Annotated in this window: 23 protein-coding genes; 12 read left to right on the top strand and 11 right to left on the bottom strand. The window is 45.3% G+C overall.

Annotated features, from left to right (window positions below; genetic code table 11):
- Window positions 1-128 precede the first annotated feature (128 nt).
- Window positions 129-803, top strand: a complete 675-nt coding sequence (locus RLO19_RS15800) for a response regulator transcription factor (RefSeq protein WP_446357882.1) — start codon at window positions 129-131, stop codon at window positions 801-803.
- 2 nt (window positions 804-805) lie between these two features.
- On the opposite strand, the gene RLO19_RS15795 is transcribed toward RLO19_RS15800, so the two are convergent.
- The 6 genes from RLO19_RS15795 to RLO19_RS15770 form a co-directional block, all read right to left on the bottom strand.
- Window positions 806-1,120 (bottom strand): (2Fe-2S) ferredoxin domain-containing protein, encoded by a 315-nt coding sequence (locus RLO19_RS15795; protein WP_446357850.1) that lies wholly within the window; start codon window positions 1,118-1,120, stop codon window positions 806-808.
- Window positions 1,121-1,235: 115 nt separating this feature from the next.
- Entirely contained in the window at window positions 1,236-2,912 is a 1,677-nt protein-coding gene (locus RLO19_RS15790; RefSeq protein WP_446357848.1) for a mechanosensitive ion channel family protein, read from the bottom strand.
- Window positions 2,913-2,942: 30 nt separating this feature from the next.
- The gene (locus RLO19_RS15785; RefSeq protein ID WP_446357846.1) at window positions 2,943-4,055 is read right to left on the bottom strand and encodes an AI-2E family transporter; all 1,113 of its coding nucleotides are present in this window, start codon (window positions 4,053-4,055) and stop codon (window positions 2,943-2,945) included.
- A gap of 822 nt (window positions 4,056-4,877) precedes the next feature.
- Window positions 4,878-5,435: a hypothetical protein gene (locus RLO19_RS15780; protein ID WP_446357844.1), complete on the bottom strand. Its 558-nt coding sequence runs from the start codon at window positions 5,433-5,435 to the stop codon at window positions 4,878-4,880.
- Window positions 5,425-6,768 (bottom strand): AAA family ATPase, encoded by a 1,344-nt coding sequence (locus RLO19_RS15775; protein ID WP_446357842.1) that lies wholly within the window; start codon window positions 6,766-6,768, stop codon window positions 5,425-5,427. Before RLO19_RS15775 ends, RLO19_RS15780 begins: the two co-directional genes overlap by 11 nt.
- A 26-nt stretch (window positions 6,769-6,794) precedes the next feature.
- Window positions 6,795-7,778: a glycosyltransferase family 2 protein gene (locus tag RLO19_RS15770; RefSeq protein WP_446357840.1), complete on the bottom strand. Its 984-nt coding sequence runs from the start codon at window positions 7,776-7,778 to the stop codon at window positions 6,795-6,797.
- A 114-nt stretch (window positions 7,779-7,892) separates the two neighbouring features.
- Here RLO19_RS15770 and RLO19_RS15765 point away from each other — a divergent pair, with 114 nt between their 5' ends.
- Complete coding sequence (locus RLO19_RS15765) at window positions 7,893-8,195, top strand: hypothetical protein (protein ID WP_446357838.1); 303 nt, start codon at window positions 7,893-7,895, stop codon at window positions 8,193-8,195.
- Here the strand turns inward: RLO19_RS15765 and RLO19_RS15760 are convergent.
- The gene (locus RLO19_RS15760; RefSeq protein WP_446357836.1) at window positions 8,147-9,115 is read right to left on the bottom strand and encodes a Rieske 2Fe-2S domain-containing protein; all 969 of its coding nucleotides are present in this window, start codon (window positions 9,113-9,115) and stop codon (window positions 8,147-8,149) included. The two genes, RLO19_RS15765 and RLO19_RS15760, sit on opposite strands and share 49 nt — an antisense overlap.
- 27 nt (window positions 9,116-9,142) lie before the next feature.
- Between RLO19_RS15760 and RLO19_RS15755 the strand changes: the two genes are divergently transcribed.
- Both RLO19_RS15755 and menB read left to right on the top strand, forming a co-directional pair.
- The gene (locus RLO19_RS15755) at window positions 9,143-9,274 is read left to right on the top strand and encodes a twin-arginine translocation signal domain-containing protein (RefSeq protein ID WP_446357834.1); all 132 of its coding nucleotides are present in this window, start codon (window positions 9,143-9,145) and stop codon (window positions 9,272-9,274) included.
- A gap of 280 nt (window positions 9,275-9,554) precedes the next feature.
- Window positions 9,555-10,388: a 1,4-dihydroxy-2-naphthoyl-CoA synthase gene (menB, locus tag RLO19_RS15750; protein ID WP_446357832.1), complete on the top strand. Its 834-nt coding sequence runs from the start codon at window positions 9,555-9,557 to the stop codon at window positions 10,386-10,388.
- A 338-nt stretch (window positions 10,389-10,726) separates the two neighbouring features.
- On the opposite strand, the gene RLO19_RS15745 is transcribed toward menB, so the two are convergent.
- A complete protein-coding gene (locus RLO19_RS15745) occupies window positions 10,727-11,035 on the bottom strand; it encodes a hypothetical protein (protein WP_446357830.1) in 309 nt (102 codons plus the stop codon).
- A gap of 306 nt (window positions 11,036-11,341) precedes the next feature.
- The gene (locus RLO19_RS15740; RefSeq protein WP_446357828.1) at window positions 11,342-11,884 is read right to left on the bottom strand and encodes a DUF721 domain-containing protein; all 543 of its coding nucleotides are present in this window, start codon (window positions 11,882-11,884) and stop codon (window positions 11,342-11,344) included.
- 118 nt (window positions 11,885-12,002) lie between these two features.
- Here RLO19_RS15740 and RLO19_RS15735 point away from each other — a divergent pair, with 118 nt between their 5' ends.
- The 8 genes from RLO19_RS15735 to RLO19_RS15700 all read left to right on the top strand — a co-directional run bounded on the left by RLO19_RS15735 (window position 12,003) and on the right by RLO19_RS15700 (window position 21,016).
- Window positions 12,003-13,355, top strand: a complete 1,353-nt coding sequence (locus RLO19_RS15735; protein WP_446357826.1) for a hypothetical protein — start codon at window positions 12,003-12,005, stop codon at window positions 13,353-13,355.
- 267 nt (window positions 13,356-13,622) lie between these two features.
- Window positions 13,623-14,387 (top strand): PspA/IM30 family protein, encoded by a 765-nt coding sequence (locus tag RLO19_RS15730; RefSeq protein ID WP_446357824.1) that lies wholly within the window; start codon window positions 13,623-13,625, stop codon window positions 14,385-14,387.
- A 454-nt stretch (window positions 14,388-14,841) separates the two neighbouring features.
- The gene (locus RLO19_RS15725; protein WP_446357822.1) at window positions 14,842-15,621 is read left to right on the top strand and encodes a PspA/IM30 family protein; all 780 of its coding nucleotides are present in this window, start codon (window positions 14,842-14,844) and stop codon (window positions 15,619-15,621) included.
- Between the two features lie 125 nt (window positions 15,622-15,746).
- Entirely contained in the window at window positions 15,747-16,076 is a 330-nt protein-coding gene (trxA, locus tag RLO19_RS15720; RefSeq protein WP_446357820.1) for a thioredoxin, read from the top strand.
- Window positions 16,077-16,281: 205 nt separating this feature from the next.
- On the top strand, window positions 16,282-17,484 hold the full coding sequence (locus RLO19_RS15715; RefSeq protein ID WP_446357818.1) for an LL-diaminopimelate aminotransferase: 1,203 nt from the start codon (window positions 16,282-16,284) through the stop codon (window positions 17,482-17,484).
- 387 nt (window positions 17,485-17,871) lie between these two features.
- A complete protein-coding gene (locus RLO19_RS15710) occupies window positions 17,872-18,876 on the top strand; it encodes an NF038130 family PEP-CTERM protein (protein ID WP_446357816.1) in 1,005 nt (334 codons plus the stop codon).
- A 202-nt stretch (window positions 18,877-19,078) separates the two neighbouring features.
- Window positions 19,079-19,801, top strand: coding sequence for a PEP-CTERM sorting domain-containing protein (locus RLO19_RS15705; RefSeq protein WP_446357814.1), 723 nt, complete (start codon window positions 19,079-19,081; stop codon window positions 19,799-19,801).
- Window positions 19,802-20,110: 309 nt separating this feature from the next.
- Window positions 20,111-21,016 (top strand): PEP-CTERM sorting domain-containing protein, encoded by a 906-nt coding sequence (locus RLO19_RS15700; RefSeq protein WP_446357812.1) that lies wholly within the window; start codon window positions 20,111-20,113, stop codon window positions 21,014-21,016.
- A gap of 120 nt (window positions 21,017-21,136) precedes the next feature.
- Here the strand turns inward: RLO19_RS15700 and RLO19_RS15695 are convergent, their stop codons facing one another.
- On the bottom strand, window positions 21,137-21,550 hold the full coding sequence (locus RLO19_RS15695; RefSeq protein WP_446357810.1) for a fasciclin domain-containing protein: 414 nt from the start codon (window positions 21,548-21,550) through the stop codon (window positions 21,137-21,139).
- Between the two features lie 81 nt (window positions 21,551-21,631).
- Window positions 21,632-22,903 carry a lipid-A-disaccharide synthase-related protein gene (locus tag RLO19_RS15690; protein WP_446357808.1) on the bottom strand — a complete coding sequence of 424 codons (1,272 nt, stop codon included), beginning with the start codon at window positions 22,901-22,903 and terminating at the stop codon, window positions 21,632-21,634.
- Window positions 22,904-23,461: the final 558 nt, after the last annotated feature.

Here is a 23,461-nt window from a genome sequence, read left to right as displayed (position 1 = left end):
CGTGATGAGAAATCTAGGTCAATATACCACATAAAGAGAAAAACTCGCGATCCATCCCCACCCTGTAGACGGGTGAGGAATTGGATCGAGATATGTTAAAACTTCTGTATTTTCGGAATCTCCAAGCAATGACGCACCATATTTTAGTTGTGGAAGATGAGGCAAAACTCGCCAAGTTTATCGAACTGGAACTGCAATATGAAGGATATCAAGTCAGCGTGGCGCCGGATGGGTTGGCTGGTTTAGTAAAAGCGCGGGAATCTCAGCCGGATTTGCTGATTCTCGACTGGATGTTACCGGGAGTATCGGGAGTGGAAATTTGTCGCCGCCTGCGGAGTACGGGTGATAAGGTGCCAATTATATTATTAACCGCGAAAGATGAAGTAAGCGATCGCGTGGCGGGGTTGGATGCGGGTGCAGATGACTATGTGGTTAAACCGTTTAGTGTGGAGGAATTATTAGCCAGAGTCAGGGCACATCTGCGACGGAATCAGGAGGAAGACCCAGATACCCGACAATTTGCTGATTTAAGCTTAAACCATTCGACCCGTGAAGTCTATCGGGGCGATCGCTTAATTGAACTCACGGCTAAGGAATTTGATTTACTCGATTATCTCCTCTCCCATCCTCGCCAGGTTCTCACCCGTGACCAAATCCTAGAACGAGTCTGGGGGTATGATTTTATGGGGGATTCCAATATTATCGAGGTCTACGTGCGCTATTTGCGCCTGAAACTGGAAGCCAATGGCGAGAAGCGCTTGGTGCAAACGGTGCGGGGGGTTGGTTATGTGTTGCGGGAATAATCTCAAAAACTAAACCGCATATGAATCCGAGGATTCAGCTTTTCTTCAACCCGCTTACCGTCTTTGAGGTGTTGTTCCACAATCTGGGGGATATCACTAGGTTGAACCCGATAATACCAGGTTTCTTCGGGTACAACTCGCACCGTGGGACCACAACTACATTGTCCTTGACAACCTGTCCCTTTTACCTGAAAATCTGTATCCTCAGCCGCTTCCTCAAAAGCCGCCAAAACATCGGCGGAACCTTCAGCTTGACAGGAGCGATGTTGACAAACTAGCACTTGCTTGGGTGTATTATTTTGGGAGTCGGTTGCCACTGATTGTTGATTTTAGTTCTACGTGTTCTTTCTTATCTTAACGCTGACCTATTTAGCATTGAACAATCAACCATAAGACGAATGACGAATGAGGAATGACATTTAATTGTCCCACCTACTTATGACCATTACCATCTTGCGGTGGATTAGCCGTTGGTTGTTGATCTAACCACTTCGCCAAACTCTGGGATAGCTGCGCCAAGGATTCCACTAGTTGAGGAGAAATGTCTACAGGTAAGCTTCCTGAACGAACATGAAGATCCCGTTGCGGGAAGGGAATTTCGACACCTCGATGGCGGAGAATTACCTCAATCCGAAAATAAAGGTCACTTTTAATTTGGAACTGCTTGCGGGGTTCATTAATCCAAACCAATAAATCAAAATTAAGAGAACTCTCACCAAATCCCTTAAAAAAGACTCTGGGTGTGGGTTGTACGAGAACATCCGTATGTTCTTTTGCTGCATCAATTAAAGCCGATCTGACATTAGTTAGATTTGATCCGTAAGCCACGCCCACAGGTATCTTTAACCGGGATACAGAACTGTGATGTGACCAGTTGAGAACTTCCGATTCCAAAAATTTGGAATTAGGAATAATAATGGTAATGTCATCTAATGTTTTGACTTCGGTACTGCGAACATTAATATATTCCACAGTTCCCATCAAGCCGCCCACATCAACGAAATCGCCAACTTGAATTGGACGTTCAAAGATTAATACCAAGCCGCTAATAAACTCCTTAGCAATTCCCTGCAATCCCAAGCCAATACCAACCCCCAAAACGCCAGCAAATACGGTGAGGGAACTAATATCTAAACCCCATAACTGCAATAAGACAAGGCTGGTGATAGAAATAAAGGCATAATTTAAAATAACCGCAATAGTTTCCTGAGACGAGCGGCTCAAACCCGTGAACCGTAAAACCCGCGATCGCAACCCTTGTTTAATCACTTTTGCCAGGATAATTAGCCCGACAAATAAACCGATAAGGATTAGTAGATTCAATACCGAATAGGAGTTATCTCCTAAGGGAATCATGTCTGAGGTTAAACTGGCAATTAAAGTATCAGTAACGATGCGACTTAATTGTCGGGTTTGGCGAAACTGGTTGGTAATGTAAATCAGCGCATAGATCCAGATTGCACAGCGGATGACTGTTAGGAGAACTTGTCCGGCGATTTTCGGGCTGTTCGGCTGTTTAGCTCCTTCTAAGGGGGCTGACTCCGCCGCGTCTTTTTCCAACTGGGGTTTGAGCCAATTACACCAAAGCTTACCAAGTACCCAACTCAATGCGATCGCCAGAAATACACAACCTATTGAGATCGCAATGGATTGAATCAGATAGATTGGTGTACGCTCATATTGTGCCTTTTGAATAACCGTTTGCAGTTTTTTTCGCCAGAATTCAGCTTGTTCTTGAGTCGTTCTTCCTTCGGGCGCATCTTCTGAAGTTACGGAAACCAAATGTTGCCCATTAATCTCAATTACGGGTATTTTTTGTTGATCCTTGATTTCAACGCTTATGGGAGATTCTGCCGTTTTCACCTGTTCTTGGAGAACTTGATTCACATACTCGGCTCGTTCTTGGGCGCTGTACTGTTCAGATGGAGTCACTTCAAATATCTTGCGCCCATCCAGCATAATGGATGCTGTGGAATTGGTTTGATTGGAATTGGTTTGATTAGAATTGGTTTGAGCTAAACTAGGCAAAACAGCGAGTAAACAACCGACCGTAAATGCCAATACTAGCGTCCGAAAAATCCGCACCCGGACAAAAGAAACAAACTTCATTGACTCTAAAATTAAGGTTTTGTAACAATGTTAGCCTTTCATCGAGAGAGTGCTTTTAGTTTCTTCCACAGACGGTGGCGATAAGGCGGCGGCTTGCTGTTCCGCCAGTCGTTTGGGTTGCAAGTAGAGATTTTCCAGCAAAACAGACGCCCCCGCTATCCAAGGGGGAACAATTAACGCCCCGATAATCCCCAACACCTGTGCGCCACCGACTACCGCTAACAACTGATACAGGGGATGAACTTTCACCGAAGAACCGACTAAAAGGGGGTCAAGCACATAAGTTTCCACATTTTGAATAATCACAAACAGGAGAAATACCCATAAAAAAGTCCACCCCCCTTGGGCAATTGCCACAATCAACGCCGGAATCGCCCCTAACACCGGACCAAAAAAGGGAATTAGATTAGTTACCCCTGCAATCACACCCAAACCTAAAGCAAACTCGGTAATCCCCAGAACTTTCAAGCCAATGGTAATTGCAATTCCTAGAATCCCCGAAACTAACACTCTTCCCTGGATGTAATTACCCATGCGCCGACTCACTGGCTGTACCTGCGCCGCCAAGCGGTGATCCCAAGGTTTGGGGAATAAACTTACGATACCTTTAATTAAGGGTTCCGAACCGGAGAGCATGTAGCCCGATAGAAATAACGCCAGAATCACACTGAGAACACCACCCAGAAACCCCCGCGTTACCCCATAAGATCGAACAACGAGTTGTTGACTGGAACGAATTGTCCAATTGGCGAGGGTTTGCGTATCAAAAATTTGACTAATGATGGGTTCGCTAATACCCAGGCGCACTGCTAAACGGTCGAGTAAGGATTCTAACACTTCTAGATAGTCAGGGAGTCGGCGAAACAGGCGCTGAATTTGCTGCGCCACGGTAGGTCCAATCAATACGCCCACTCCAACTAAAATAGTCAGTAAGCCTAAATAGACCAACACAACAGCTAACCAGCGAGGCATTCCCAACTGTTGGGCGCTCTTGATTATCGGGGCTAAGGTGGCGGCGAGGACAACCGCGATCATTAGGATCACCAACAGACTACCGAGTTGCCACAGCAGCAGCAGCAGCAAAACGGTAGCGGTAATGAGCAGGATACTTTGAATGGAAATAGCAATCCGCCGTTTAGACATGGCAACGGTTCAGCTTGAGAGACTGTTGATAAATATTCAATATAATCATGTTAAAGCTGATTCACCGTGGCTACATCCTCTATCGGGTAGGGGATTTAACCCCTGGCTTTGGATTTCTACGCTGTTACACCGCCTTGAAATCAATTTCAATGTCTTAAGTAGGTGGACACAATGTCACCCCCTTTTTGCCACGGCGATTAAAATCCTGGAACCACACAAACCTAGGCGAAGCCTTCTTGAAGGGTAGTCCGCAAGGCAAAGACTGGATGATCAAACAGACTTTTCACGGCAGTCTAGAACCCTGAGTCGGGGCGGGTTTAGTCATATCTGGGTGACACCGAAAAGATAGTTGTTAAACCCGCCCCTACACACTCACACGTCCTGCCATTGAGGGAAGCAAAGGGTCAAAACTTATCTCCATTCGTTGCACCACATACCGTGAAAAGTAAGGATTATAAAAGGGTAATCAACCGAGATTTGGTATCCTATCACGTCCGTTTAGGTAGTCATTGTAAAAAGAGCCTCAAACCCTTGTAATATCGTACTGTAAGGATGAGCATGTAAACGGAATTGATATCAGTAAGCTTTAGCTTACTTTAGCCATTAGCCGGAAATTTATTTCCCGGCTATATAAGTTAAGCGATATTCCTATATGAGTCAGTGAAATTCAGTTTAGGGGCGACGGCAATAATAACTTCTAGAGCAGCCGACGGGAGAGACTCCCCCTTGTTTGGTCGAGTCGTTGGGCGATTTCATCAGGAATTTCAATGGTGATTTGCATACTCTATTTAGCTAATTGGTGTAATCTTAGATCTATGGGAGCTATGGTACGCGATCGCGCCAGGTTCCCAGTAATCGATCAGACTCAGGTTTTGCACCCCTTTCCAGCCACTCAATCGGTGTCTCTTCTTCTACTTTATCGGGATTTACCCACACAATCTCTTTGAGTGCGTTAATTTCAACAGCCGCCTGACTAAAAAATGTTCTGGCTGTATTATCATCCAACGATATCACAGTTTTATCTGTCGCGATCGCTGCTTCCAATAATCGTAAATCTTTGAACATTTCTGCACGCTGTCTATTCGTAGCAGCAATCTGGTCAATTTTATCCCATAACTCCTTGTCCAATGGCACATTTAAAAAGACAAACTTCCCTTTAGCCACCATCCGACGACGCCATCTAAGAGCAAATGTTGATTGATGCTTATCCCACTCTTGTTTAATATCTGGCGTCATTACAACTTTGTGACAGATATCCAAAACAGCTTGTAAAAAATCCCGACAGTGTACTGAAGTTGGATAAGTCGCATCTTCTCCGCCAGATGAACGGGCAACTGACGCATCAATTACCAGTTGCTTGGAAACCCCTTTAGCTACCACTGGAACCTTCCGATAAGCGAGATTCAGCCGCATTTAAATAGCGACTTTCTAGTTTTAGAGATACATCGCTAAAATCTTCAGGAAAATCTCCAAAAGCACCTGCTTCATCTAAATCAGCACTACTAATTTTTGTCATCCCATCATCTCCCCGTGTAAACCAGTGCAATTTTACTAAATCTGGTGAGAGTTGACGTTCTGCGACTAGAGATTGAACAGCTAAAAGTAGCAATTCACTGTGAGTTTCTATAACAACACGCACACCTCGTTTAGCTGCATCTGCTAGTATATTGGCTAAAGCAACTTGGGCGCGAGGATGTAAGTGAAGTTCTGGTTGCTCGATGTAAACTAACTGTCCTGGTTTGGCTACCAAAAGTCCTACTAAAACTGGTAAAATTTGAGAGACACCAATACCGACATCAGCAATACTAACCATATCTCTTGCTTGATTACTACCAGATAAACGACTTATCCGTAGTTCCAACTGTGTATCGTTAAGCTGCTTTGCCTCTACTTTACTGGTTAATCCTATAATTTTAAGAGCATTTTCCAAATTGCTAATTCTTTTATCTTTAGTCTTCTGCCAGTAATGAACAACACTAGCAACATACTTTTCAAAAGTACCAGTAAATTCAATACCTACAGCAGTATTATCGTAACTTCGTTCGGGATTGCCCCTTAACCCAGGAATATGAATCAACTGGCGTATATGTGGCTCTAAAAAAGCTGCCAAGTTAAAAGGCATAGAGGATTGTTCAGTTAAACGATCTCTAGCTTCAAAATGCAAAAAGCAGCGATTGCGAATCACGCGAAAGCTTAGGGGCATGACAGCTAATTCAGCAATGGTTTTATAAATCCCCCACAGCAGATCTGGTAGTATAGATACAATGTCATGACTAGGCATGCTAGGGTATATTTCATATTCTGATTCTCTAGTTTTAATAGTCATAGTTTTAATTGAAAAGCCCATGCTTATGTCATTTTTAAAGCAAAGCTTAATGAATGGATTATTCTTGATCTCAACCTTAGCCGAAAAAATATCTTTATATTTATAATTATGGAAGTCAGATAAGATTTGTTCTACAGAAGTAAATCGCACATTCAGACCATTCAGTAATAACGCACCAGGGTCATAGGGTGCTTCCAGAGTTTGCTTCATCAACAATAATGGTTGCATGATGCTGGATTTACCGGAACTATTCGCACCCGCCAGAATGGTTAAGGGACGGATTTCAATACTGCACTCGTCATAGAGTGATTTAAAACCTTGTACAGAAATCCTGGTGATTCCCTGGACTTCCTTGTCGTTGCTTTCAGTCGATGTCGATTGACTCATACTTTAAATACACTCTTTCTTTTGTTTTACCGCTTTTTTTCCATATCGGCATAAGCCGCATAAACTCCCTGCACGTTATACCAATTTAGGAAAATTCGGGCAACTTCTAAGGCTAACTGTGGCTTCCCGCGATTAATCAAATATTGCAAAAAAGATGCCATGGTTCGTTCATTTAATCGCCCACCCACGGAAAGAACTCCCCATAGTATCCGGTGCAGCCATGTCATCTGAATCATCATCCGCACGTCCCAAGTGGGATGTTTTTGATAAAATAATACCCCCATGCGTCCCCGTTGAATTTCTCTGTCAATCATCTGGGGAATTTGGTCTAAATTAAACGGAGGATGCCAGTGATAGCCAACAGCCGCTGGACATTTAATCAGTTTTAAACCTAATTGTTTGAGGCGAACACCTAGTTCTAAATCTTCCCAACCATAGAGTTGAAATCGCGTGTCAAAGAGTCCCGCTTTCTCCAACCACTTCCGCGCGATCGCAACATTCCCAGTAGCAAAATACGCCGCCGAGAAATCCGTTATCTTATAGGCTTCTGAACTGGGATTATCGAAATTGTTGGTATTAATCACCCAGCCGTAAGTAAAGACGCGATCGCTCCCTAACTGCTGCTGTCCCTGAACCAATGCATCAGCATGGGCTTGCAGGAAATTCTCGGTAACGACTAAATCGCTATCAATAAAGATAATCGTATCACCTTTAGCCTGCTCTACGCCTAGATTACGGGCTGCTGCTGGACCCAGGTGATTTTGAGAGAGCGATCGCACTTTAGATAATTCATGACGATGAGAATCTAGCCACTCTAGTGTGCCATCTGTTGAGCCATCATCCACGACGACGACTTCATAGCCAGCGACAACAGTATTGTCTCTGAGATGTTGGTGTTCTAAGGCTTTTAGGCATTTTTGTAGAATGGGTAAGCGATTATATGTGGGAATAACAACGCTGAAAAACAAGGATGAGGAATGGGGTATTACAGATGAATTTTTGTTCTTCATTCAGGGGTAAACGGCTGTAGAACTTATTAATTATGAATCAGGGCGGGTTTTGTTGTTCATTTATTCAGTGAAAAGGGTGGGTGCAAGTTGTTCATTTATCGGTGGGGAGGGCGGGTGCAAGTTGTTCCGTTGTCGGTGGGGAGGGCGGGTGCAAGTTGTTCCGTTGTCGGTGGGGAGGGCGGGTGCAAGTTGTTCATTTATCGGTGGGGAGGGCGGGTGCAAGTTGTTCCGTTATCGGTGGGGAGGGCGGGTGCAAGTTGTTCCGTTATCGGTGAATATCTGAATTTTGTCCCTAAACCCGCCCCTACAATTGTCCCTAAACCCGCCCCTACAATTGTCCCTAAACCCGCCCCTACGGACGTATTACTTTATATCGTGCCAAATGTCACCCTCTTTTGTTTTAGCCAGCGACGGTAAGCTAGGGAGGCTTTATCACTGGGGAAATGACACTCCCGTTGTACATCTAAAGGCAATAATTGAGGACGTTGTGACTCAACAATGGGAATATCTTGAGCCACAACTTGATCTTGAAACGCTTTTAATTTAGCTTCAGGAACATCAAACGCATAATTCATCGCTAACCCCATCCAGCCCAGACATTCGGTTTCCGTGACTGGCGTGACGGTAAAAAAAATAGCCAAGTTCCCTTGAGTCGATTCTTTGATAAAATGAGCTGTTAGCGGACGCAAAATTCGATAATTATAGGTTACGTAGCCGCCTTCACCCGTACCATCGGGGTCAGGTTGCCAGACGCGGATATTATTAATCATAATTTCATCTGGGGTAGATTGGACATGATAGTCCGCGATCGCACTTTGACACACGTCTCCCAGTAATCCTTCATGGACAAAGGGAAAATGAGCCAAATCCAGAAAATTTTCCAAGGCGCGAAAAGCGCTAGCGCGATAATAATACGCACCACAGAGAACTTTACGATAACTAGGGTCATCCCACTCTGGGAAACAAGGAAGTGTCTCCTTGGGTTGACCCAGAGATGTCCAAATTAAGCCGTAACGTTTAACAATGGGATAAGTCGTTAAACTAGCGCTTGCTGGTGGTGTCAGGTGAGGATGAGCAGGAATGCGAATGCAGTTTCCCTTTCGGTCATACGCCAAGCCGTGATAAGGACAGATCAAATTCCCTGAGCGAACAACTCCTCGTGATAAAGCAGCCCCTCGGTGCGGACACTGATCTTGCCCCACCGCGAAATCTTCGCCATCATGCCACATCACTAAATCATGTTCCAGCAACCGTATAGACTGCACCGTACCCGCAGTAACATTATCAGCCGCCGCAATAACGTGCCAGTCGTTGAGCAAAACTGAGTCTTTGAACATACTAAAAGTATGGTAAACGGATAAAAGTTGATCACCGATTACGACAAAGCCGCCAGTGATAACTCCCCACTCAACCCCCAGCGCAGAGAGTTTCTCAAACGATGCGGTGTCCTCGGTGCAGGAATCGCCCTATCTGACTTAATTTTGCACCACCGTTAGCGGTATTCCTTAATGCCAATCTAAATGGGTAGGGTGGGCATTGCCCACCCTACTACATCGGCAAGGTTAAAACGGTGGTCAAGTATTTTCGCCAAACCCTTGTGAGAGTAGCGATTCAAAAAAATTTTACCCACAACTTTAAGCTTGCCAGTGTACTACGGTATATCAATGGTTTTGGCGATCCAAAAATGCAAATTTTTAGTGCCATTGGGTCTTAGGATAGGTAATGTCAAGCTCAAAGTTGTACTTGGAGTCTTTATAACCAAGGGAAAATACCGATATGTCAATTGACTGGCAAACTGCCAAAACCTATGAGGATATTCTTTATCACAAAGCAGACGGTATCGCCAAAATCACCATTAATCGCCCCCACAAGCGCAACGCCTTCCGCCCTAAAACCGTTTTTGAACTCTACGACGCCTTTTGTAACGCCCGCGAAGACCAAAGAATTGGTGTTGTTTTATTAACCGGGGTGGGTCCTCACACGGATGGTAAATATGCCTTCTGTTCTGGAGGGGATCAAAGTGTTCGGGATAAGGCGGGATACGTTGGCGATGATGGCGTTCCTCGCTTAAATGTCTTGGACTTACAACGCCTGATTCGTTCTATGCCCAAAGTGGTGATTGCTCTAGTAGCAGGTTATGCCATTGGTGGCGGTCATGTCTTGCACGTTATCTGTGACCTAACCATTGCAGCAGATAATGCCATCTTTGGTCAAACGGGTCCCAAAGTCGGTAGCTTTGATGGTGGATTTGGCGCTAGCTATCTCGCCAGAATCGTGGGTCAGAAGAAAGCCCGAGAAATTTGGTTCCTCTGTCGCCAGTATACGGCACAAGAAGCGCTAGATATGGGTTTGGTGAACACTGTTGTCCCCGTAGACCAGTTGGAAGCGGAGGGGATACAATGGGCAAGAGAAATTTTACAAAAAAGTCCTATTGCTATCCGTTGCTTAAAAGCGGCGTTTAACGCTGACTGTGATGGTCAAGCGGGTTTACAAGAACTGGCTGGAAATGCCACGTTACTGTATTACATGACTGAGGAGGGAGCAGAAGGGAAACAAGCGTTCCTGGAAAAGCGCCCTCCTGATTTCCGTCAATATCCTTGGTTACCGTAGTTTGACACTGTTTGTTAGGTCTTTCACTCGGTCGGGGCGGGTTTAGTCACATCTTTTGTGAGGTCAGAAACGATAATGGTGAAACCCGCCCCTACACAAAGGCGGGTTTAGTCGCATCTAGGTGAGGTCAGAAACGATAACGGTAAAACCCGCCCCTCCATAAATTTTCTCAAAGATTAAGATTTGGTTATCAAAGATTAATTAAATAGGAATCCACTAAAACGATAAAACTCAAGGGCAAGGTTGATGCATTCACTCATTTGAATGCGTTAAATTGATGCAGGCTGTAAGTAACCTGTAATTAACTGCCCTTCTAGCCGAGCTTTATAAACGGGAAGTCACACCAGAGCAACTTGAGTTGTCAATTTTTCAGGCGTTGATGCCGGGACTTTTACCTGGTGTGTCGGCTGGGAATTGATCCTTGAGCAAGTTACAGCCAACTCTTCTCTCAACATGTGTTGATCATCAAGCCATATTTGCTCAAAACTTTCCCAGGAGGGAGCAAAGGGTGGGAGGGCTAAAGAACAAGCTTTCCAATTGGCTTTAACGGGTACGCCAAGTTGCTGACACGTACCGCCGCGCCGTCCTTCAAGTTGGTAATAGCGACAAAACTGACAAGCGGACGTTGAGCATTTGAATGTCTTCATTGGAGTAATTAAAAATGAACTTTTAATTAGCTGTCTATACTTTTTAAATTTCCATTATTTTTTACTAAAAGTATTAATATTTTATGATTTCTTTATAATTGCTTTATATATAAACACATTTTCGTAAAGAAACTAAACAATCGGTTAAGCTTGGTCAAAAACTTGGTGAATTTTTTGTGAAACATCATGGGGATCAACTCCACAGTGAAAGCCAATGTATAGTTAGATACGAAATTTTATCGGGAAATTAAAACGAGAATGATAAGTTAAACCGATCTGACGGGAAACCATTCATAAGCAGGACAGCTAACCTTGCCACTGCTTGGTCGCACATAGTCCACAAACTTGCCAGCGTTTGAGTTCTCCTAGGGGTGTGGGACAATGACATTGAGGACAAAGGGGCAAATGCTGCGATCGCGCCTGAATTTTCGCCGCCCACTGTTCAAATGTGGTTTGGGGTGTAGGCTTTTCAATAGGCGGATCAGCAGGAGATGAAACCTCCACTTCAGCCACAAGGCTAGGATGTTCCGATTCCTCAGTCTGGGGTAAGGTTTGGTGTTGGTACCACCACGTTGTCGAAAAGCGGATATTATCTATGGGGGTTGACAATCGAGCATTAATCTGTTTCAAGATAGAACGGCAATTTAAACTCAGCTCTTGAGTCCAAACCGAACTTGACGTGGCAACATATAGAATATTCCGGGATAGGGAATGGGGTCTTGTCTGCTGCGCCCTATCTTCACCCACAACTTCAGTCCAACAATCGCGGATCAACTGAAACTGCTGTTGACCTTGCCAAAATGACTGATTTTCCAGCGCCGTTACTATATGATTAAGAGATTTCAGCATGAGTATTTATGCGTGCCTATACAGCTATTTTAAACAAACAGTATCCTAAGCTATTGCATTCGTCCTCACCCAGATAGTGCCTCACTCAAGCCAGTCGGATTAAACGGAAGTTCCCTTCATGAGCCAGAAAACCCCAGCTAAATCATCAACTTCTTCCTCCCCCCTGTCGATTAACCCTGCTTTGCAGACGGCTTTAGGAAGCCTAGACGTGCAACTCGAAGCCGAATTAGCCCGCTATCGACGCCAACGTCAGGGACGTTCTGTCACATCTCCCCAACTGCCGGGACATTACCCCCGACACAAACCCGCAGTAAATCAGCTTGAGCCGACAACCGCATCTCATATTTCTATCGCCCCAGCCGCTCCGGCGAGTCCTCCCGTAGACATAAATCAGCAATCCGCTCCAATGGGGGGTTCTCCAACACCAGAAAAGAGGGAATCCACAGAGACTGAACCCACTCCACCCTTGTTTTCCCCCCTACCTAGCCAGAAAGCGCCCTTGGCGACGACTCAGGAGCCAAACCCTACTGACTTCCCAAACCTAGAGGAATCCATAGAAAGGCAGGGGAAATTAGTTGTCCCGACAACTGATCAGTCTCAACCAGAAGACTATTTAGAATCATCAGAAAAACTACGTCAAACTTTAGCCGAACAAGAAACAACGAAGGATTCTCAAAAACCCTTAACCAATAGAATCCTCACTCCCCTCGGTGTCGGTTCGATTTTACTGTTGCTGGTTTCTAGTGCTACATTGACCTATATTTTTCGGACTAGCCTAGGACTTGACCGTTTCTTGGAGACTGAGACACCCACGACGGCAGAGAATTCCGCAGCGACAACCGTTAACGGGGAAAATGAATTACTCGGCGTAAATAGACCTAATCTCGCCAGTGATGAATTCTCAGAAGCTATTAATATATACAACCTCAGTGAACTCAGAGCTAGTCCAACACCCAATCCAATTTCACCCATCGCCCCCATCCCCAATTCACCTCTCCCAGAAGCGGCTCCACCCACGGCTTCAGTATTTCCTTTACCCCAGTTACCGAATCCGGCTTCAAATTTACCAGCCGCCCTTTTACCCCCTCCTACCCCACTCAGAACCGCCCCTCAGATGGCTACGCCATCGGTGATACCAAATTCCTCACCCGCTCAACCTGAATCATCGACTAACAAGTCTTCAGAACAGGCGAATAAATCCACACCCACTCCATCAACCCCGACTTCGGCTGCACCGAATTCAAACAACGCCAACTCAAACCTGAGTAAGGGTTTCTATTACGTGCTGATTAACTCCAACGATAGTAGCGTGTTGGAGAAAGCCCAAACTATCGTCCCTGACGCCTACGTGGTGAATGTACCCGCAGGGACAAGGATTGCTATGGGCGCTTTTAAACGGGAGTCGGAAGCCAAAACCCTCGTCGAGGAACTTAAGCAACAGGGACTTTCTGCATCGATTTATAACCCTTAGTAACTGGGGAACTCTTAACAGGGAATGACATATAACAACCGCCATAGCGGTTAGGACACATCTAGTAGAGACGTTACATGCAACGTCTTGCTGGAACTGGAAGCTCGATTAGAGGCGATCGCACAACCCTCTAGTGGCGATGAACTGGCTCGGTGATTGGGGAACTCTAGAGAGAGAATGATATAAGATCTAAGACCTAAGACCAAGAAGCCTGAGATACCATGGTGATAAAGTTTTCCCTACCCCTAACCACAATGGAGAGCTGCTATGGGATTGATTGAGCGCATCGGGCGAGTGATTCGCGCCAACCTAAATAGCCTGATTGGACAAGCCGAAGATCCAGAGAAAATTCTGGAACAAGCTGTGGACGATATGCAGCAGGATTTAATCCAAATGCGGCAGGCTGTCGCCCAAGCGATCGCGTCCCAAAAACGTACAGAACGCCAAGCCTCCCAAGCTGAATCGACGGCACAAGAATGGTACAAACGCGCTCAACTGGCACTGTCAAAAGGGGACGATAATTTGGCACGAGAAGCCCTAACTCGACGACAAACTCATCAGCAAACGGCTCAAGCTCTACAAGCACAACTGGGGCAGCAACGTGAGATTGTCAATAAACTTAAAAAAGACATGCTGACTCTAGAGAGTAAAATCTCGGAGGCAAAAACGAAAAAAGACCTTTATATTGCCAGAGCGCGTTCGGCTCAAGCCTCAGAGAAAATTAACCAGATGCTGGGAAATCTCAACACAGGCGGTACCCTGAGTGCCTTTGAGCGCATGGAAGACAGAGTACATGAACTAGAAGCCCGATCAGAGGCGATCGCAGAACTCTCTAGTGGCGATGAACTAGAAAAGAAATTTAATGCCCTAGCAAGTGGCAATAACGTGGATATGGAATTAGCTTCGATGAAAGCAAACCTAGGTGCAACAACGGAATCGGCAAAATTACCCTCCTCTCAAACCGCATCGGGTAGCAGTGCGGAAATTGAGGCAGAATTGGAAAAACTGCGTTGGGATCTGGATAAATCCTAATTGGCGCTTGCGTCAACAGTCAAAAACTAGGGGAATGGTGGGATACAGCTAAAATGGTGGAATAGATTTTGCGATTAAATCGGGCGCACGGGGCGTGCTACCCTCCGGTTTCTGTAACCCTTGCACCAAGAAGTAGCCTGCTACTTCTTGAACACGCTCCCCAATACCAAAAACGGTGACCCCCATTCGGCGATCGTAGGAGTTTGGTTACCTTTCCCCCTACGGCGTGGTGAGGATGTCAAGAGCTAGCAATATTGCGCTAGAAGTTTTTACACTAGATGAAAAGCCTCCTGTCTGAATACCATTGTTATGAGTGTTTCGATTCCATTAACGCAGTGCTTTCTCCAAAAGGCAGGAGAGCCTCTATTCCATAAAGTTGACCCCCTAAGCAGATTCCCAACCGTAGAGCCTGCTTGATACTTAGTTTGTACATTCCGAGAGGATAAACAGCGTCATGGGACTATTTGATCGCCTGAGCCGAGTTGTCAGAGCTAATCTCAATGATATGGTTAGCAAGGCTGAAGACCCAGAAAAAATTCTGGAGCAAGCCATTATTGACATGCAAGAAGATCTGGTACAACTGCGCCAAGCCGTTGCCCGATCAATTGCTACGCAAAAACGTACCGAGCAACAATACAATAAAAACCAATCCGAAGCCAATACCTGGCAGCAACGCGCCCAACTTGCCCTGCAAAAAGGGGATGAAAACCTAGCCCGGGAAGCACTCCAGCGCAAGAAAACAGTCGCTGAAACAGCAACCGTACTCAAAGGTCAGCTAGATCAGCAAACAGTTCAAGTACAAACCCTGAAGCGTAACCTAATTGCCTTGGAAAGCAAAATTTCTGAGGCGAAGACCAAGAAAGATATGCTCAAGGCACGGGTGAGCGCTGCCAAAGCAAATGAGCAGTTACAAAGCACCATTGGTCGTTTGGGAACTGGCTCGGCGATGGGGGCATTTGAGCGGATGGAAGACAAAGTGCTGGAACTTGAAGCTCGTTCCCAAGCGGCTCATGAGTTGGGTGGTGCTGACCTAGAAAATCAATTTGCCGCCCTGGAATCGGGCAGTGATGTTGATGATGAGTTGACAGCAATGAAAGCCCAGTTAGCCGGAGGCTCCGTCTCCCAGCCAGTTTTAGAAGGTGTATCAGAGCACAAAACCGACTCGGGTACTGCTCCAAAATCAGAAGTTGACGACGAATTGGAACAACTGCGAAAGCAAATCGACAATTTGTAAGCATCAGCCGTCGATCAGCCCGATCGCGGCTACCCCAGATCTGGGTAGACTACCGACTCGTGTAGGGACGTTGCATGCAACGTCTCTACATAATAAAGTAGTCATTTGTGTTTATGGAGGGTGTTGTGAGCAAAGTACTTGAGATTACCGATCAGGAATTTGAAACCGAAGTTTTAAAAGCCGACAAGCCAGTGCTAGTGTATCTGTGGGCAAGTTGGTGTGGACCTTGCCGCCTCGTCTCGCCCTCGGTAAGTTGGATCGCCCAAAATTATAGCGATCGCCTGAAAGTGATCAAGATGGAAGTTGATCCAAATCCCGTTACGGTGAAGCAGTATCACGTCGAAGGAGTCCCCGCACTCTTACTCTTTAAAAATGGAGAGGTTGCCCAATCATACGAAGGTGCTATTGGTAAGCAAAAGTTGCAAGAAATGATAGACAAGAGTTTTGAGTCTTGAAGGTGGTAGGGGCGGGTTTCACCATTATCATTTTTTGCCGCCAAAATGTCACTAAACCCGCCCCGTCTGAATTACAAATTACGTTTTTAAATTCCCTATTCTCTAACGAATTATTGAAGGGCGGGTTTAGTCCAGTTATTGGTTTGTGGCAAAATGTTATCTGTAAAACTCGCCCCTACACCTCGGCTTTCCAACTAACTAAACCATGCAGTTTGCTCAACGTTTACAACCCCTGCAAGCCAATGTGTTTGCCGATATGGATCAGGCGAAGGCAAAAGCTAAAGCCTTGGGTCAAGATATTATTGACCTATCCTTAGGTTCCTCTGATTTATCGGCATCTGATCATGTCGTTGCTGCTATTGAAACCTCGCTACATGACCCTAGCACTCATGGTTACTTACTGTTTCATGGTACGCAAGGGTTTCGTCAGGCTGTAGCGAATTGGTATAGCCAACGATTTGGCATTCCAGTGAACCCAGAAACGGAGGTTCTGCCTCTGATTGGTTCCCAAGAAGGAACAGCGCATTTACCCTTAGCGATTCTCAACCCCGGTGATTTTGCCTTATTGCTTGATCCAGGTTATCCGTCTCATGCGGGTGGGGTTTACTTGGCGGGGGGTCAAATTTATCCTATGCCTCTGTTGGCAGAAAATCAGTTTTTACCTGTTTTTGAAGAGATTCCCGCCTCTGTCCTTGCCCAAGCTAGGATGATGGTGTTGAGCTATCCTCATAATCCCACAAGCGCGATCGCACCGTTATCCTTTTTCCAGCAAGCGGTTGCTTTTTGCCGCCACCATGACTTGGTTCTGGTTCACGATTTCCCTTATGCTGATTTGGTATTTTCCCAAAACGGTACAGCACCTGCCAATCTTAATGCCCTAGCACCCTCAATTTTGCAAGCTGACCCCCATAAAGAAATCTCGATTGAATTTTTTACCTTTTCTAAATCCTATAATATGGGCGGCTTTCGCATTGGTTATGCGATCGGAAATGCTCAACTGATTAAGGTGTTGCGCCAAATCAAGGCGGTGGTGGATTTTAATCAGTACCGAGGAATTTTAAACGGTGCGATCGCGGCGCTGCAAGGGAAGCAAGATGGTGTTCAAACCATGGTGGCTACGTTTCAAAAACGGCGGGATGCCTTTGTGCAAGCTTTACACCATATCGGTTGGCAGGTGCCGCTTCCCCAAGCAACTATGTATGTCTGGGCAAAATTACCCGAACCCTGGGATCACAATTCGATCCAATTTTGCACCCAGTTAGTTGAGCAAACCGGAGTGGCGGCATCACCAGGAGCCGGTTTTGGCAAGGCTGGGGAAGGATATGTGCGTTTTGCTTTGGTGCGGGAACCTGATGTGTTAGAAACAGCCGTGGCGCGAATAGCCGAATTTATGCGATCGCATCAGTAGGTTGGTGGAAATAAACCAAACTATATTAAGTTCTGTAAACAGTCCTTAAACCCCTACTTCGGTGGAAACATACCAGTTGTTTACATAATGTTACCAAAGGTATACAGGTTGATAGATTCTTTTATATATATTTAATTAAATGGTTATTAGCACATATAAAACAAAATGACTACAACTTCATCGAAACTTTATCGATTTTTGGCGAAACTTCATGTAAACTTTAAAAAGAGGAAATTTGTGTACAAGCGATGAAAGCTTAAGGGCTAAAGACATCGCCTGTGAGGGGATGACCAGAGGTTATTAGAGCCAAAAGAGGGTCAGCCAAAGCTTAACCCTGTCTATGTGCTGTAAAGAAGGCTCAACCGATAAAGTCACGGAGATACTGCAATGAAAACTAATATCCAGAAACTGCTCGTCGGGGCATCCGTTGCCATGGGTGTCAGTGCGAGCGCCACCAATCCAGCGTTGGCGGCATCTCTGACTAACCCCAAAGTGACTGGCGTGAAGGGAGTGGACTATTTGATCTACGAATACGTCCCTAATCCAGATCTGACAGCGACCACGGATTTTACAAAACTCAACAACGATGCCGATTTGGAAACAGTCCTGCAAGGAAGTTGCTCGGTTGGAGGAGCGTTTATTCCCAGCAATAGTTGTAAAAAAGGTGAACCAGGGGGCAATGTTGAATTATTTGCCAATAGTGAACGACTATCCCTTGATGAATTTTTGAATTACAACAAGGTTACTAGCTTAACGGGTGATGTTGGGGACAAAAGTATTACCCTGAGCAGTTTGACGGCAACGGATTGGTTTGGGGAAGACCTAAATACTAGCTATAAAGCCAAGAATTTGGCGAATGAGTGGTTTGAGGCGGCTTTAACGTCCTATGGTATCAATAATAAACTGTTAGGGACAGCGAACCTGTTTATACCCAAAATTCCCAATAGTAAAGAGAATCTTTTCAACGCATTCCGGGATAACGGCGGATTTCAACGATTCAGCGATCCAAATATTGCCTACATTGACATGAATGATACGACTGGATCTCTAGAAGTTGGGCTAGCGGGGCACTTTAATGCCGTTGACCTAATCTTTGACGGTTTAACCGATCAACAGAAAAATTTGTTGTCGGTTTTCTTGCAAGGGAAACCTGTACAGGCGGCTGAACTGGTCAAGATTACCTATGATGGAGAGACTTCGTATCATTATAGCTTCAGTGCCGCCGAATCTGGGTTAATTGAGCAGGGGGATATGATCTCTCATACAGGGCTATATGATCCTGAGCTACCGACTAATGTAGAAGTAGAAGAGGCACCTGAACCCTCCTTTGTCCTAGGAAGCTTATTGGCGGCTGGTGGAATGTTTGCCGCCAAGCGCAAGCAGAAAAAATAGTTAATCTCAAATTATAAGATTTGTATCGTATCTGGGGGGAGTTAAGTCCCTCTTTTTTTGTGCGATCGCCTCCCCACGACGTAACGATCCAGAAACTTCATCAAAACTTCATATAAGCTTCACGGTTCCTTTACCTGATCCGGTATAAACATCTCATAGATTAAGAGGGAGTTCGTACATCTACAGCTAGAGAACAATCAATATGACAAGGTTATCCGTGGCGATCATCGGAGCCGGATTTATGGCTCTCGGAGCAGTTAGTGCGGCTCCAGCTGAGGCAGCTCAAGTGACACTTGATACCTGTAGACAACTTCAACTTAACTGTACACGGCTTGATTATAGTGGCACGGTCACTTTGGAATCAAATGTGATTCCACTGTTGGCGAGGGAACTACCCAGTTTTCCGGGTATTGTGTTTAATGAGAACAAAGCTACAGCCACTGTAGAACAGAGTATCATCATTGATAATCTCAGTGGTCGATTACATGACTCAGGTGATACTGAATTAACCCTTCCCCTGAGCGACGCCCAAAACTCTTTGTCTAACATTTTTTCCGGTTTGTTTTCCAGATTTTCTCAAGTAATTTCTCTCGGTTCTATTAACCTGAACGGAGAAGTTTTAGATATTCAGAAGCAATCCCTTTCTAGTTTTGACATCTCCTACAATAAGGTTACGGATGAAGTTATTATCGGTGGTTATGACTTTAATCGTATTAAACCTTGTCTGAATGGTATATGTATGATCAATGGTACAGGTTCCATTTCGACTAATGTTGCGCTAGCTGGTGTGAATTTTAATGTTACCCAAACAGCAACCCCTCTAGACCCTCCATCTGTACCCTCTGCTCCAGAACCCTCCTTTTTACTAGGAACTTTATTAGCTGGGGGAGGAATGTTTGCCGCCAAACGTAAGCAGAAAAAATAGTAAATTTTTCATCAGAGAAATTATATGGCATTTAAGGGAGCTACAGCAGATATCAGGTTGATGAGGTACAATTTTCTAAGCAATATCCCCGACTTCTCCAAGAAGTTGGGGATCTGTCTGTGTAGCTCACTTACTACCAAAAGCGCTGTATCTAGCTCTTTTGTTGTCTTCACATTAACAGGGACTTGACTCGCCATAATATTCATCAAAACTTCACATGCATTCACGTTAACTTTACCTAAATAAGTTGTTACATCCCATAGATTAATAAGGAACACGTACATCTAAGCAGGAGAGTAAAAAATCGACATGAACAAGTTATCCATGGCAATTGCTGGAGCCGGATTTATCGCTCTCGGAGTGGTAGGAATGGCTCCCGCTGAGGCAGCTAGCTTGACACAAATAGACTCTTCTGGATCTGTGGCTTTTCAGGTAAACGTTAACCCATTTGTATCACAATTCTTACCACCAGAGTTTCAACAGTTAATTGCTCAGCCACAAAGGGTAGATTTCGAGAGTACAATCATTGTTGATAATGCCCATGGTCGGTTATCTGATGCCGAAGATGAAGAGTTAACTTTTGGTCTTACTCATGTTGAGGACTATTTGGAGGAACTCCTACCTAGTTTCCTTTTACCATTTATCAATCTGCAGGGTTCTATTCTAGATTCCCAGAACAATTTGCTATCTGAGTTTGATATCTTTTTCCGGGATAATGAAATTGTTGCAGGTAACTATAATTATGGTGATATCCAAGGCTGTCTAGAGAGTACCTGTAGGATTCTGTTTGACGGTAGTACCACCGCCTCTGTACTTTTCCCTGGCGATGTTAATCTGAGCGTAAGTGGCGGTTTTACCCAAACAGCAATGTCTATTGTTGATGACGGTTCTGTAGATCCAGGTTTAGTATCTTTAGAAACTTCAATCACTCCAATTGGCTCTTTACCTGAACCGATCGCTTTGTTACCTGTTGATTTTGAAGCCGAACCACCTGTTGCTGAACAACCCTCTCCTGAACCCCCTGTTGGAGAAGCACCTTCTGAACCCTCTCCTGATCCTGAACCCCCTGTTGCCGAAGAACCGCCTATAGCTGCACCGGGAGAATTTGGTGACGAATCTGATATCGCATCTGTACCAGAACCTGCAACATTATTAGGGCTATTTGGGTTGGGTGGTTTCTTGGCGGCAAAACGTAAGCGAATGAAGGCAGATTAGGGCGGCTTACCACCACTAATAACAACTGAAAATATTGAGAGGATACCCAAAACTTTACTGAGGAATAGTTTTGGGTATTAAAGCTAACAAATTAGTGACTGAGTACGTAACATAAAAAAATTAACTGGACATTATTGCTGGCATCAAGATTGAGTCAATTACATGAATGACACCGTTATCCGCCAGGATATCCGGTTTAACCACGATCGCCTGATTCACTTTATAACCACTGGATGTATCGATCACTAATATTGAACCTTCCAGAGTTGGCACTTCTTGTAACTCTAGCAGGTTATCGCTTCTGACATCTCCGGAGACAACATGATAGGTAAGAATTTTCTTGAGTTTGGGAATATCCTGCAATAGAGTGTCTAAGGTTCCCTCTGGCAGTTTAGCAAATGCCTCATCGACAGGTGCAAAAACGGTGTAGGGACCAGGACTTTTGAGGATATCGACTAAATTGGCAGCCTCAACCGCCTTGACTAGGGTATTGAACGAACCAGCGTTGATGGCAGTCTCGACGAGATTGGGCATGAGTTTTATCGTGTTTTTAGTGCATCTCCTGTTCAGGGATACAATAGTTTCTCTCAACCTCACATCTTTCAAAGGTTAGAATTATATCTCAAATCGTTCCATCAAACAATCAGCAATGCGCCGCGCTGCACCAGATTGACCCATACGACGGCGTCCATTTTCAGCAATCAGTTGCAAGCGATCAGGATCTCGTAACAACTTCTGTAGGACTTGGACAACTCGCTCCGGTTGTTCGACTAAAATTAAGGATGGTCCTAATAGTCGCGTTTGGGCTTCGGCAAAAGCCGGGGTGTATTGAGGACCCGTTCCAGGAATCGCGATCGCAGGTTTTCCTAATCCGACAAATTGTTCGGTTGCGGTTCCTGCCATGGCAATGCAGCAGTCTGCTTTGAGCAGGCAAAGGTTATAATCCTCTTGGGTTAGTACCAATGTGCCATTCTTTTGGGTAAACGCGATCGCGGTTGGGTCATTTAACTTCAGGTTCACCTCTATGTCTTCTATAGGCTGCTGACGCCAGCCATACCCTGTCAAGGTTTCTTGTAGGGGTTCAAGACTTAAAGCAGGTGCGATCGCGCCGAGAAACACCACAGATCGTTCCTGGTAAGCATCTAATAACCCATTCGCAGCTAGGGCGATTTTCTGCCAATTCTGGTATGCCTCTGGCATTCTCGAACCGGGCAATAAGGTAACCACCAAAGGACGCTGCATCTCTTTTCGTTCAGCATCAAGTTCATAGAATATCGGTTCTGGCTGTTCCGGTTCAATCCCATCCATCATTGGGTTCCCTAAATCCAACGCCGGAATTGACCATTTTTGCAAAATTTCTGTCGTTAGTTTATCTCTAGGAAACACCGCCTTGCAGCGCTTGCGACTCATCAACCAACGTTCCCACGGCAAATACACAGAACCGGACCATCCTTCCCGGCGCTGACGATTCGGTAACCATCCCGCTTCATCCCGCAGATAATACTCCGATTTAGCCGTCCCGACAAAGGCGTAGGGGGCGTCACTCAACCAGGCAAACAAAAGCGGTACAATATCCCCCACCGCTAAAATAACCCCTCCGCGTTTAGCCCAACGGCGAACAGCTTTCAATTGCGCCCATGTCAATTGCAGCAAACCACTCTGCAAATCCCGCATCAGGTGACGCCCTTCCATATAGATAAAACCACCAGAGGGCATTGTTTGCACCGGTCCGACAATCGGAATATCCAATTGCCTATAGGCTGCACCTTCACCCACTAATGGCAATGCTGCTAATTCCGGCGCATCTGAGTGAGCGTTGAGTTCCTGTAAAATTCGGACAGCAATAACATCTTCTCCGTGACCGTTGCTGATGCACAGCAGTTGCATAGTTGATAATGGGTGCTAAATGCCACTATAAATTTACCTTAAACAACAGGGAACAGTTTTTAAGAGGCAGCTATCACATTGATGTTGATACTTCGTTAATCAATACATGGCGATTACCGATGACCGAGCCACTGGTAAGGTTTACAATATAGCAGAGGCACAATTTCCAACGGAAGCACAACGGATTAGACGCATTGGGCAAGTGGCTGGATAGAACGGTGAAGTCGTGATTGCGTCGCCATCCCTAATGCCAGACAGTTGGAGTTTGCCCTACAATTTAGAACAGTATTGGGTGGTCGATTCTACCCGCATCCGCCAGGAATTGGATTATATAGAACCAGTCCTCTTAGCAAAAGCACTCTCAGCGTACCATTGAGTGGGAAAGAATTCAGCCGCCTGAAACCGTTTCCTCAGAAGCAGCACCAGAATTGCTGGACTATGACACTGAGGATGCAATCCTGGCTCAATTGGCAGCGATTAGGAGTTTGTAGATAAGCACAACGGCGATTGCGTTAAAACAGGAGTAAACCCCTGCCTTAGTGACAATGAACCAGCCTA

The sequence above is a fragment of the Coleofasciculus sp. G2-EDA-02 genome, assembly GCF_040226375.1.
GTDB lineage: Bacteria > Cyanobacteriota > Cyanobacteriia > Cyanobacteriales > Coleofasciculaceae > Coleofasciculus.
The sequence above is the reverse complement of the archived record's forward strand: the minus strand, read 5'-3'. Positions and strand labels throughout refer to the sequence as shown.